A 12,091-nucleotide genomic window follows, 5' to 3' on the forward strand; every position below is an offset into this window, starting at 1 on the left:
ATCTAGTAACCACACTTGATATAATTTATCAGCATAGCGTTTTTCTGTGTTAGAGGTAGCTGTAATTTGTTCTAGTTCTTTGTCTAGGGAAATTGGTGTTTTACTCCAGTCTATTTGTTGATAAATTTGGGGATAAAAGAAGTTGATAAATTCTGGAAAGTATTTTTCTATTGCTCCTTTCCATGCTTGATCATAATTGGCTGTTGTTTGGTTCATGTTTAGGTTTTTTAGTTTTTTATTTGCTGGTTAATTGTATTTGATACTGATGTATTAATAAGAATTTTTATGATTTTTTAATTATTTGATTTGGTGGAGGTAGGGTAAATTATGGGTAGTATAGCGATCGCTTCAGGGAGTTACCGCTAACGCATTTCCAAAGTATCACTAAATCGTGCATCATTGATAAATTAAAAATAGTGAATTATTTACATCTGCAATTTATTTATAAGCTGTTGTGCATTTAATTTGTATAAGTTTAACAGGCAAGATGCCTGTTCCACAAGAGCTAAGAATATTATGATTATAGAATTTAGCTGCGTAACAGCTTAAAAACCGATATTTTTGTAGGGGTTTAGCAATGCTAAAGCCCTACATGATGTTCTGATGAAATAGGTTAACTGATGAAAATTTATTAAAAGTTAATATATGTGTTGGGTTTCGTTTCCTCAACCCAACCTACTAGATATTATTAAATATCTAACTCAATTTGACTTGCTTTTACTTCTTTTTGTTTTTCTGCACTTTTTAAAACTTCATAAGCTAATGTCATAGTTAATCGTTGTTTATTTTCAATAATATCTTGCACTGTGACAATTTGAATTTTATCACAACTATGAGGCATGAGTTTATTTTGATAAAAACCAGCAGACTTGGCAGTTTTTAACATATCTTTGGTAGGATCTTCTAAGGTGATAAATATGGCAATTCTGGCATTTTCTAAGGTCATTGTTCCTAATAAATCGCGGATATCTCCTGATTTTACCTTCCCAGATTTAACTTGTAAGATGATTTTTTCTTGATCTCCTTTATCACCGTAAAAATAAACAATTCCGTCTACTCCTTGATCTGATCCTTTTTTGGTGTTAATTATTCCTCGGTTATTTGTATAGGTTAAAATTGCCCATTTTTCAAATTCTTTACGAGTGCGATCGTCTTTTTTATTTGCTAATGCTATTGCGCTTTCGATATCTTTGGGTATACCATGTAATTTAATGGTGTCTAAAACTCCTTTACCAAAGCTATCTTCTAATCTTTTTAAGACTAAACTTATACTTTGATAAGTGATGTCTATTCCTATCCATTGTCTGTCTAATTTTTGAGACACTGCAACGGTTGTACCACATCCACAGTAAGCATCTAATACGATATCATTTTCGTTGGAACTGGCTTTTATTATTCTTTCTAATAATGCTTCTGGTTTTTGTATTGGATATCCTAAACGTTCTTTTGCTCGAGAAGAAATAGGAGGAATATCATCAAAAACTTGTTGAACTAAATGACCTTTATTTTCATATAAATATCGTTTAATTCTAATACCATTTTTTGATGTAAAATGTAAGCGATTTTGTTGATCTAATTCTTGCATTTTTTGTAAAGGACAACGCCAATATCCACTAATTCCTTTATATTCATATTGATAACCACCACCAGCTAAACCCTTAGCAGATAAATCACCACTTGCCCATCTTCTTCCATCTGGATCTTGATAACAATAATCTTTTAAGCGTTCTTCTTTTAATTGAGTATAGGGAGGATTCCATGTATAATTATCAATATTTTTAGTATATAAAAGTATAATATCATTATTCTTACCAAATTTTCTTTTTGCATCACTATGAGCAGTTGTTCTTTTCCAAACTATCTCATTTAAAAAATCTCCTCCTTGACTACAAAAAACAGCATCTAAAACTAACTTTAAATAATGACTAGCACTCGGATCACAATGTAAATAAAAACTACCTGTAGGTTTTAAAACTCGATGAATTTCTGTTATTCTTAAAGTCATACTCACTAAATAAGCAAGTAAACTACCTGTTCCTAAAACATTACTTAAACCTGTAATTAAAGCTATACATTGTTGAGTAAATAACCCATGATAATTACTGGTGATTTCACTTAATCCCTTAATAGCGTGATCATCCCATTCCCAAGTATCAATAAATGCTTGTGCTTGTGCTTTATCTTCTGAACCAATATTATTATAAATTTGATTGTAATTGCGTTTAGAATTAAAAGGAGGATCAATATAACATAAGTCTACTGATTCATCTTTAATATACTTTCTTAAAACTTCTAAGTTGTCTCCATAATAAAGTTGATTAACCATAGTTTTCCTCAAAGCATTGTAATTGAATACACCTTGATTAATCATTTTTATAGATTGTTACTTTTTTGTCACCTCAGAAAATCCCTGATATTCCTTGATTTATAATTAAGAAATATTACAAAAATACCTGAAAATACCTGATTTTTTGGAATCAATATAAGTTATAATACTTGAACAGCTTATAAAATCTGGTAGGGTGCGTTAGACTGCATCAATCCTGTAAATAAGCGGATTCTTGATATCTGACACATCTTACAACTAATTAATAGAAGGTTGATGTAAATTTAAGCCTTTAATAAAACGAAAATCTTTAACATTTAATGTATATAAATCAATCTGATTAACTAATGCTGTTGCAGCAATTAAAGCATCAGGTATACTTAATTTATGACTAAGAGAGTAATTTTCCATTAGTGTAATAAACTGAGTAGATATCATGACATCAATAGGAAAAATATGGAGTAATTGTAAATGGGTTTTAATTTTTTTCAACTCCAAATTATTAATAGCACCATAATATAATTCAGCTTGAGTAATAGAACTAATAGCTAATTGATTAATTCCCTGAAACCGCAGTTCAGAGATAACTTGAGAATTGTTTTTATAAAATTCTATGATAATATTTGTATCACATAAAATCATTTATTTTCTGTTCTCCATGCTTCTTGACGAATGGATTGAGTGCTAATATCTCTATTTTCCCAAATTCCGGCTAAATCAAAAAAATCTTGCTCACTATCAGCTATATTATTGTTATCTTCTACTACTTCTACAGATTTGACAAAATCTAAAGCAGAAATAATTTTTAGTAGCATCTCTGCTTTTTCTTTATCAGCAACTTGAATGATTAATTGTTGCATATTTTTATAATTAATTCTATGATTATTATACATTATTTTTCTGGATTACGTCTAGTCGCAGGAAAACCATTATTTTATATGGGTTTAACAATGCTGATATTATTTGATATTTAATGAAAAAATATTAAAAAAATACCTGAAAATACCTGATTGTTTGGAAGCAATATAAGTTATAATACTTGAACGGCTTATAAAATCTGGTAAGGTGCGTCAGACTGCATCAATCCTGTAAATAAGCAGATTCTGATCCAAAAGAATGGATTAATTATTGTCAGAGGAGGTCATAATGTTGAGTTGTCATATTTGTGGTTCAGAAAATTTTACTCAAGAGTTAGTAAATGAAACTTTTGAAATTAACGGTAAACTAATTTTAGTTGAGGGTATTCCCGCTAAAGTTTGTTCTCGTTGTGGAGAAATAACTTTTAGTAGTGAAACTGCGGAAAATATTCGCTCACTGCTGAATAGTAATAAAAAATCTCATAAAAAAATTGAGATTGATGTTTTTGCTTTTTCTGCGTAGCGGATAATATCAATTTATAACATCTAGTTTTTATGACTATTACAGAAATTTTGCAATTTGTAGATAATTTAATTTTCACAGAAACAGATCAGCATTTAGATGATCTGCAAAAAAGAATTATTGAAGAATTATTTAAGGGTAAAACTTATAAACAAATTGCTGAACTTTATAATTATGATGAAGGTTATATTGGTGATGAAAGTAGAAAGTTATTTAAAACATTATCGGATAAGTTGGGAGAAAATATTAATAAATCTAATTTTGCTTGGACTATAGAAAGAGTTGTAAATTCTAAAATTGTTAGCTTTGGTAATCATAATATTAATTCTTATTCTAATTGTCAAAATTCAAATCATCCATCAAATAATAAAAATTCCCCAGAAACAGAAATACCTAAATCTTCTTACCATGATTTAACTTTATCACCGAGAATTATTAGATTTTATGGAAGAGAGAAAGAATTAGAATATTTATCTAATTGTATTCTCAATCAAAACACCCCTTTAATCTCTATTTTAGGTTTATCAGGAATTGGTAAAACTACTCTAGTTAAAAGATTTGTAGATTTCAACTTAGATAAATTTGAAGTCATAATTTGGAAAAGTTTAAAATATCCCAAATCTCTAAATTTACTCATTGATGATTTATTGCAAGTCTGTAAACAACAACCTGAAAAAAATCTAGATGATAAAATCAAACAACTATTTAATATTCTCTCTACACAAAAATGTTTAATCATCCTTGATGATATCCAAAATATCTTTACACCTGGTGAACTTGCGGGAAAATATCAACCAGAATATCAAGATTATCAACCCTTATTCAAACTTGTTACAGAAACCCAACATCAAAGTAATATTATCTTAATTAGTCAAGAACAATGTCCAGAAATGGAATCTTTATATCCAGAATTATATCCCATCAAATCTTTAGAAATCTCAGGTTTATATCATTCCGATATTCTCCAAAATACAGGATTAAAAAATCAGGATAGTTGGTTAGATTTAATCAAATTATATACAGGTAACTTAATGTTTTTAAAAACTATTACCGTCTTAATTGCCAAAAATTATGATGGTGAAGTTGTTGAATTTTTAGCAGAGAATACATTACATATTACCCAGCAAATCCAGTCTCATTTTCAAGAGACATTTAACCGTTTATCACCTATAGAACAACAAATAGTATTACAACTGAGTAAGTTTGAAAACCCTATTTCCAGAGAAGAATTAAGACAAAGTTTAACACAAAAAAGTTTAACACAAAACTTAAATTTGTCCTCAGTTGATTTTAATAACGGTTTACAATCTTTACAACAACGGTATTTAGTAAGTAAGCTGAAAGAAGATAAGGTCATGTTTTCATTATCTTCTGTTTTTCGGGAATATGTGAGAAATCTCTCATTTACATTAAACTAGATCCCCGACTTCTATCATGAATGATCAATTATGAAGATCATGATCAAAGAAGTCGGGGATCTGATACCACTATTTAGATTTTATATCTGCTTTAAGTCGTTAATTTATACAAACGCAAATCTTTTCTGGCCTCAACATCAAATTTTAACCCTACCTCCATTCCTGTGGTTGTTTTAATCTCATCAGTAATTGACTGATCATTATATTTAATACTCTCTATTTTAGCTTCTTGACAGTAGGATTCTCCTACTAAAATAATAGTGCTACCAACTGATAATGAACATTCTATATATGCTGTGAAAACACCAGCTTGAGGTTTTTTAAACCACTCTGTAATTTTACCAACTTCTTGTACTTGTCCAATTGATTCTTTACTTTGAAGCACCTGATAATTGACTAATTCAGTTAGTGCTTGACATAAACTTTCAACAAAATCACATAATTCTAACAGTGGTTTAAATCCTAACCAATCTTCTATCTTTGTACTATGTGCAGCGTCGTTGCGATAACTAATAAATATATTCATTTCTTTTTCTAAAGTAGTTTGATTTCCCCTAATTTCCTTTAAAAAATTTTTTATATCTCTATGATTGACTACCCAACTCCAACTATCAATAATGCCGGCACTCGCTAACAATCTCTCCAGACTGTTTTTGCGTAAATTTTGTTCATGAAAGAGAAAAGCTTCTGGTAATAGTTCATATTTATTTTCACCAGTTTCTCCATTTAATAATCCAAGTATAACTTTTTGTGCAGATAATTTATATCTATTATTATCTTCTCTTAATATTTCTTGTAAAAGTCTTCCTACTCCACTTTGATGGGTTTTGCGAATAGCATCATTTAAGTCTAAATAATTAGGATATAAATCTGGAAGCAGTATCACCCAAGATTGAATTAAGTCTTCAACAAAACTTTCATAAATAGCATATAAACGAGTTACAACAGCACATTGATCATAAACACGCCAATCAGTTGCTTCCGGGATATCTTGAAACATATCCATGAGGACTATTTTTGTTTCTTCTGGATATACAGAAACATCTCCAAAAGCAATGTCTCGAATTTTCTCATTCGTTTTGATAATGGCACGAATTGTAGAAATATTATCTTTTACAGTCTTGAGCAGTTCATCAAACATTGCTTTTTACTCTGCTATAACTTGAGATAACATATCATTAAATATTCTGATTCTTTCTTGAATATCAGACTTAGTTTTTCCACCTCCAGTAAACAGCTTTGATGTATCTTCTCTAAACAGAATTTTAGTTTTTTCAATTACCTTTGACTTACGTTCCAGTAAAATATTTGAATCTTCTAAATGTCTACTAAAACCAACCATCACAGCATCATAATAAGCTTTACGTGCTTCATTTATCCAAGTATCAGACTGAGGATCAAAAGGCTTAAATAAGTTATCTCCATATATTTGATGAGCTAGATTTATAGTTTGGAGAAAAATGTCTTTCAGAAATTCGATATCTTGCTCAGAAAATGATAGACTTTTCATCATATATAAGTCGAGAAATCCCTCCATACCTCTACTAAACTTATCAGTATTACGCAATGCAAAAAAACGCAGAACTAATTCGGCATCTTCCATCTTTTTGTAGAGGTTATTTTTCTGAAGTTCTTCATCATCATCAATGGGAATATTCCAAGCTGCTGCAAAAATTGGATTAGCTGCTAACTCTAGCAATAATTGATTAAACTGTCCATAAAATGAACAATTACGTATTTCTTGACGACTGAGGTCTTCTCCTCCAGTGTTCAGGCGTTCAAAAGCAAGCTGTTTTAAAAATAGAGCTTCTTCTTGACTAGGTGCTGATTCTGTAATCAAAACTATAGATGATATGGAGCGACGATCAATTCCTGCTTTAATATTTCCAGGAAGTTCATTATATGTACGTCCATTCAGTTCTGGCCAAAGTTCTAAACCTGTTAATTGCAGACGATTTTCATAAAAATCTTTAAGCGCAGTAATTCTCTGTTGACCATCCATTACTTCATAAACATTATATTTCTTTTCATACAGAATAATTGGAGGTACAGGAATATTAATCAAAAAAGATTCTATTAGTTGAGACTGTTTTTTCTTATTCCATTTATTTCTTCTTTGATAAAAAGGTCTAAGATCCATATAACCGGGTTTTTTTAACGATTCTACAAAAGCTGGTAGCTTTTCCCGGTTCATTTCAGTTAATATTCGTTGTTCACCTTTTTCATATTTTGCATTTATTTCTTGATCAGACATTTTTACATAGTTTGTAGATGCTATTTTTTCCCACATCTTTTCTTCAGTTGGAGCTAGAAGTTGCATTGACTACATTCTCCTTCAATGGTAGTAAAAATCAATAGACTTATCTACAAATTAGCTTAACCTAAACTAGATCCCCGACTTCTTTGATCATGATCTTCATAATTGATCATTCATGCTAGAAGTTGGGGATCTGATATGATTCTGACAATCTATTTAGATTTTATATCAGCGATCGCTCCTCTAGCCATAGATGCGATCGCCTTATCTGTCGCTTTCGGTAACTGGTAATATTTACCTCCCGCAGTTTTCGCTAACTCTTTCGCAAAACCTGTAGAAACAAATTTACTCTCCGTATCAATTACCAATAATTGCATCCCAGATGCTCTAATTCTCGCTGCAATATCTAGCAATTCCGCTTTTATATCCGGTTTTTCCCCTGGTTCTTGGGGTTCACCTAAAGAACGAGATAAGGGAATATTACCACGTCCATCAGTAATTGCCACAATCACAACCTGACCGATATCTCCGCCCATTTGAGCATTAACACCAATTCTCACGGCTTGAGTTAACCCATGTGCTAACGGTGAACCACCACCACAAGGTAATTTTTCTAACCTGTTTTTTGCTAACGCAATAGAACGGGTAGGAGGTAACAACACTTCCGCTTGTTCACCCCGGAAGGGAATCAAAGCAATTTGATCTCGGTTTTGATAGGATTCGGTTAAAAGTTGCATGACCGCACCTTTAGCAGATTGCATCCGGTTTAATGCCATTGAACCAGAAGCATCAACCACAAATACAACTAAAGCGCCCGCTTTCCTAACTAACCGCTTTGTCCGCATATCACCCTGTTCAACAATTACCTTTTTATTCGGCTGTCTGGCGCGACGTGCTTTTTGATACGGGGCTGCGGCTCGCAATGTGGCATCTACGGCTATGCGTTTTACTTTACCTTTGGGTAACATCGGCTTGATGTAACGTCCTCGGTCTTCTGAGAAGATTAAACTACGACTTCCAGATTTACCTTGCCGTTGGGACATCTGAGCAAAATATAATACATCAGAATCCAGAATTACCCCTTCCGGGTCAAATACAAACTCTTCAGGAATATCTGGGGGTTCTTGTTGTTCCTGTTCTTCCTGTTGTTCTTCTTTGTCTTCCTGTTCTTCCTCTTCCTGTTGTTCTTCCGAGTCGTCTTGACTTTGGGGTGGTGGGGGTGGTGGAGGTGGTTGATCGGGGGGTGGGGTTTGAATGATGGTAGTGCGGGGAACGATCACCAACTCTACCGCACGTCGCAAGTCTTCCGCGTTAACGGTATTACGTCCTTCTAAAGCTGCTGCTGCTTTGGCAACTCTGACAGCAAACAATTCGGCGCGATGTCCTTCTACTCCAGCGCGGATACATTCATTAACAAGGTATGTGATTTGTTCTAAAGAAATGCTGACTTCTTTTAACCATTCCCGTGCGAGAAGTATTTGGGTTTTGAGTGCGTCTATATCTTCGCTGTATTGGTTTAAAAATTCTTGGGGAGAACGGGAGTAAGCAATGACCTGTTCCACTGCTTCCACTCTTTGATCTAAACCCAGAACACCATCAGCAGAAAGGGCGATCGCAATTCTATCAAGTAAATGCTCCCTTAAAGCGCCTTCCTCTGGGTTGTAAGTTGCAATAAACAACGGTTTACAGGGATGTTGAAAACTGATACCTTCCCGTTCTATCTGGTTGCGTCCCTCAGATAATACCGCTAACAGTTGATTACTAATTTGATCATCTAATAAATTGATTTCATCCACATATAACACACCTCTGTTACAGGTGGCCAGTAACCCTGGTTGAAAAACTGTATCACCCTGTTTTACCGACTGTTCCACATCCACAGAACCTAAAAGTCGATCTTCGGTGACACCCAAGGGTATTTGAACAAAAGGAACGGGTTTTACTTCTGTTTCTATTTCCTGTCTTTGTTCCGCTAACAGTTTATCATCCCATTCTTCCGGGTGGTTTGGATCACAGTTGCTAATGGAATCTTTCACAACTTCTATAGGTGGTAACAAGGCGTGAATGGCACGCGCCATCACAGATTTAGCCGTACCTCGACGACCAGCAATTACCACACCCCCCAAACCGGGATCTACTGCTGTTAACAGTAATGCTATTTTAATCGCTTCTTGACCGACTACAGCAGTCAATGGAAAAGCTGTTGTTGTTGGGGTTATCGTAGGCGCTGGCATTTTGTTTTTATTGGTTATTATATTTTTTAGGATAGCATTTTTATGTCTCACGCAAAGACGCAAAGACGCAAAGAGAAGAAGGTAAGGGTTTTTTTATTATAATGTTTTGTGTATTTCAGACTTCTTTTTTTGTAAGAACTCCATACAATAAATTATTTAAAACTCTATTCCCTATTTATTCCCTGTACAATAATAAATAACTTGATTGAGTACCACTGTCAAATAAAACAATTATTTACCTTTGGTAAAATGGAGATATAGATATGGTACAGCAAATTACACCAGAAACCCAATCAGAAATAATCTACCCTGATAGTGATGGAAAACCGATGGCAGAAAATACAGAACACTATGAATGGATAGTTAAAATTAAGGAGAATTTAGAAATACTATTTGCATCAAACCCTGATGTATTTATAGCAGGTGATTTACTTTGGTATCCAGTTGAGGGAAGTGTAAAAACCCGTCAAGCACCTGATGTCATGGTGATTTTTGGTAGACCAAAAGGTAGACGTGGTTCTTATAAACAATGGGAAGAAAATAATATTGCTCCCCAGGTGGTTTTTGAAATATTATCTCCCGGAAATCGTAGTCAAGAAATGGCGAGAAAGTTACTTTTTTATCATCGTTATGGAGTAGAAGAATATTATATTTACGATCCAACAACCCTTGAATTAACCGGACTTATTAGAGAAGAAGAATGGTTAGAAGAAATTGAAGAAATGAATAATTGGGTAAGTCCACGTTTAGGAATACGTTTTGAATTAACATCAGATAATTTAGAAATTTATTATCCTGATGAAAGAAAGTTTCTCACATCTCTGGAATTAAATCAACAATTGGAAAAGGAGCAGCAAAAATATCAAGACTTATTAGCGAAATTGCAAGCTAAAGGAATTGATATCAATACACTTTCATAACTTGAAAAATTCAGATCCCCTACTTATCAAATAATTCGGGGATCTGGTGCTGGACATTCAAAGCTGAATACCTTTCAACAATGGACAATTAACAATTAACAATTGACAATTACCCATCCATTAAACCTTGAATGAAACAATTATCAATTATCAATTATCAATTATCAATTGATAAAAAACCTACCTATAAAAACCCATAGTTATAGACTTTTTTATCACCGGAACGGGGTACAATTGCCCAAAAGATGACATCACTCATTGCATCTAGTGATAACTCAAAAATCCAATTTTCATCTACAGTTTCGCCATTTTCTGCGGTGCTACGTTTCGCGGTAGGATATAAAGTTAATACCCCATTTTCGTTGAGATAAGAACGCAGTTCTTCAGTAGCGACTGCTTTGGTAACATCATTTGGTAAATCAAAACTATCAGGATCATTGAGAATTAATCCTAAAGGACTTTCAGCATCACTTTCATCTTCTAAGAAACTGCGAATTGCTAGAGATACAGCTTCGGTAAATGTCACTTTTCCACCTAAAGACATTTGTTTGTTAACTGCATTATAAGTAGCAACAAACTTGAGTTGAGGAACTTTTAATTCTTGTTTGATACCTGCAATGGTATTTTTACCATAAGCTAAAGTAGAAACATTGTTTCCTGCTGCATCAAACAATTTTGCTTCATCCCCTGCATCATTCCAAATTGCAGAACGACTACCAAAGGAGAAACCACCGGTTTCAGGATGTACTTCATTTGTGTAAACACGGAAACTCTTACCACCTTCTAACACAGTTCCTTGGGGGAAAATGAATACTTGTTTAGCACTACCCGCAGAAGTAATTTTCCAACCAGAAATATCAGCAGGAATGTTACCAAAATTGCTAATTTCTATGTATTCATCGGACTGAGTACGTTTGACTTGACCTTTGTAAGATAGTTTGGAAATGGTGACACCTTGAGTAGCAGTAATGGTAAATTCTTCTGAGTCACTAACTGGAGTTTCCGGTGTACTTTCAACCGTGGTTTCTGCTTTAACTTCTGGTGTTGATTCAGCGATCGGTTGTGGTGTTGGTTCTGGTTTAACTTCCGGTGTTGATTCAGCGACAGGTTGTGGTGTTGGTTCTGGTTTAACTTCCGGTGTTGATTCAGCGACAGGTTCTGGTGTTGGTTCTGGTTTAACTTCTGGTGTTGATTCAGCGACAGGTTCTGGTGTTGGTTCTGGTTTAACTTCTGGTTTAACTTCTGGTGTAGTTTCTGGTTTAACTTCTGGTTGACTCTTGGGTGCTGATACTACACCTGAATAACATACAATCCCCAATACAGAACCACTATTAGCAATATGTTCCCAATTACTGGTTAAGGTCTTTCTGGTATATAGTTGATTGTTCATGCCTATACCAACTATTGTACCGTCTGGCATTACGGTAATACCTAAGACAGAACCACTATTAGCAATATGTTCCCAATTACTGGTTAAGGTCTTTCTGGTATATAGTTGATTATTCGTGCCAATACCAACTATTGTACCGTCTGCCATGACGGTAATACCTATTACA

Annotated in this window: 10 protein-coding genes and 1 pseudogene; 3 read left to right on the top strand and 8 right to left on the bottom strand. The window is 33.6% G+C overall.

What is annotated here, in order from left to right; all coding sequences use genetic code 11:
• From FFR48_RS19460 to FFR48_RS19475, 4 genes and pseudogenes are all read right to left on the bottom strand, one after another.
• A pseudogene (locus tag FFR48_RS19460) lies at positions 1-216 on the bottom strand (hypothetical protein); the annotation flags it as partial.
• A 472-nt stretch (positions 217-688) separates the two neighbouring features.
• Positions 689-2,326: a DNA methyltransferase gene (locus FFR48_RS19465; RefSeq protein ID WP_137668516.1), complete on the bottom strand. Its 1,638-nt coding sequence runs from the start codon at positions 2,324-2,326 to the stop codon at positions 689-691.
• Positions 2,327-2,584: 258 nt separating this feature from the next.
• Positions 2,585-2,968 carry a type II toxin-antitoxin system VapC family toxin gene (locus FFR48_RS19470; RefSeq protein ID WP_137668517.1) on the bottom strand — a complete coding sequence of 128 codons (384 nt, stop codon included), beginning with the start codon at positions 2,966-2,968 and terminating at the stop codon, positions 2,585-2,587.
• Positions 2,965-3,186 carry a hypothetical protein gene (locus FFR48_RS19475; RefSeq protein ID WP_137668518.1) on the bottom strand — a complete coding sequence of 74 codons (222 nt, stop codon included), beginning with the start codon at positions 3,184-3,186 and terminating at the stop codon, positions 2,965-2,967. Before FFR48_RS19475 ends, FFR48_RS19470 begins: the two co-directional genes overlap by 4 nt.
• Positions 3,187-3,472: 286 nt before the next feature.
• On the opposite strand from FFR48_RS19475, the gene FFR48_RS19480 reads away from it, so the two are divergent.
• Both FFR48_RS19480 and FFR48_RS19485 read left to right on the top strand, forming a co-directional pair.
• The gene (locus FFR48_RS19480; protein ID WP_096568799.1) at positions 3,473-3,706 is read left to right on the top strand and encodes a YgiT-type zinc finger protein; all 234 of its coding nucleotides are present in this window, start codon (positions 3,473-3,475) and stop codon (positions 3,704-3,706) included.
• A gap of 32 nt (positions 3,707-3,738) precedes the next feature.
• Positions 3,739-5,124 (top strand): helix-turn-helix domain-containing protein, encoded by a 1,386-nt coding sequence (locus FFR48_RS19485; protein WP_137668519.1) that lies wholly within the window; start codon positions 3,739-3,741, stop codon positions 5,122-5,124.
• Positions 5,125-5,215: 91 nt separating this feature from the next.
• On the opposite strand, the gene FFR48_RS19490 is transcribed toward FFR48_RS19485, so the two are convergent.
• From FFR48_RS19490 to bchD, 3 genes are all read right to left on the bottom strand, one after another.
• Entirely contained in the window at positions 5,216-6,265 is a 1,050-nt protein-coding gene (locus FFR48_RS19490) for an MAE_28990/MAE_18760 family HEPN-like nuclease (RefSeq protein WP_137668520.1), read from the bottom strand.
• 6 nt (positions 6,266-6,271) lie between these two features.
• On the bottom strand, positions 6,272-7,444 hold the full coding sequence (locus tag FFR48_RS19495) for a DUF262 domain-containing protein (protein WP_137668521.1): 1,173 nt from the start codon (positions 7,442-7,444) through the stop codon (positions 6,272-6,274).
• Positions 7,445-7,593: 149 nt separating this feature from the next.
• The gene (gene bchD / locus FFR48_RS19500; RefSeq protein WP_137668522.1) at positions 7,594-9,615 is read right to left on the bottom strand and encodes a magnesium chelatase ATPase subunit D; all 2,022 of its coding nucleotides are present in this window, start codon (positions 9,613-9,615) and stop codon (positions 7,594-7,596) included.
• Between the two features lie 263 nt (positions 9,616-9,878).
• Between bchD and FFR48_RS19505 the strand changes: the two genes are divergently transcribed.
• Positions 9,879-10,535, top strand: coding sequence for a Uma2 family endonuclease (locus FFR48_RS19505; RefSeq protein ID WP_137668523.1), 657 nt, complete (start codon positions 9,879-9,881; stop codon positions 10,533-10,535).
• A gap of 184 nt (positions 10,536-10,719) precedes the next feature.
• Here FFR48_RS19505 and FFR48_RS29540 read toward each other — a convergent pair.
• Positions 10,720-12,091: lamin tail domain-containing protein (locus FFR48_RS29540; RefSeq protein WP_236104121.1), on the bottom strand; the 1,372-nt coding region annotated here is incomplete at its 5' end.

Origin of the sequence: Sphaerospermopsis reniformis (assembly GCF_005402885.1) — a bacterium.
Classification (GTDB): Bacteria; Cyanobacteriota; Cyanobacteriia; order Cyanobacteriales; family Nostocaceae; genus Sphaerospermopsis; species Sphaerospermopsis kisseleviana.

What these genes read in the sequence shown, in the direction of transcription:
- FFR48_RS19465 (WP_137668516.1), bottom strand. Translation starts at nt 2,326, where the DNA reads ATGGTTAATCAACTTTATTATGGAGACAACTTAGAAGTTTTAAGAAAG.
- FFR48_RS19470 (WP_137668517.1), bottom strand. Translation starts at nt 2,968, where the DNA reads ATGATTTTATGTGATACAAATATTATCATAGAATTTTATAAAAACAAT.
- FFR48_RS19475 (WP_137668518.1), bottom strand. Translation starts at nt 3,186, where the DNA reads ATGCAACAATTAATCATTCAAGTTGCTGATAAAGAAAAAGCAGAGATG.
- FFR48_RS19480 (WP_096568799.1), top strand. Translation starts at nt 3,473, where the DNA reads ATGTTGAGTTGTCATATTTGTGGTTCAGAAAATTTTACTCAAGAGTTA.
- FFR48_RS19485 (WP_137668519.1), top strand. Translation starts at nt 3,739, where the DNA reads ATGACTATTACAGAAATTTTGCAATTTGTAGATAATTTAATTTTCACA.
- FFR48_RS19490 (WP_137668520.1), bottom strand. Translation starts at nt 6,265, where the DNA reads ATGTTTGATGAACTGCTCAAGACTGTAAAAGATAATATTTCTACAATT.
- FFR48_RS19495 (WP_137668521.1), bottom strand. Translation starts at nt 7,444, where the DNA reads ATGCAACTTCTAGCTCCAACTGAAGAAAAGATGTGGGAAAAAATAGCA.
- bchD (WP_137668522.1), bottom strand. Translation starts at nt 9,615, where the DNA reads ATGCCAGCGCCTACGATAACCCCAACAACAACAGCTTTTCCATTGACT.
- FFR48_RS19505 (WP_137668523.1), top strand. Translation starts at nt 9,879, where the DNA reads ATGGTACAGCAAATTACACCAGAAACCCAATCAGAAATAATCTACCCT.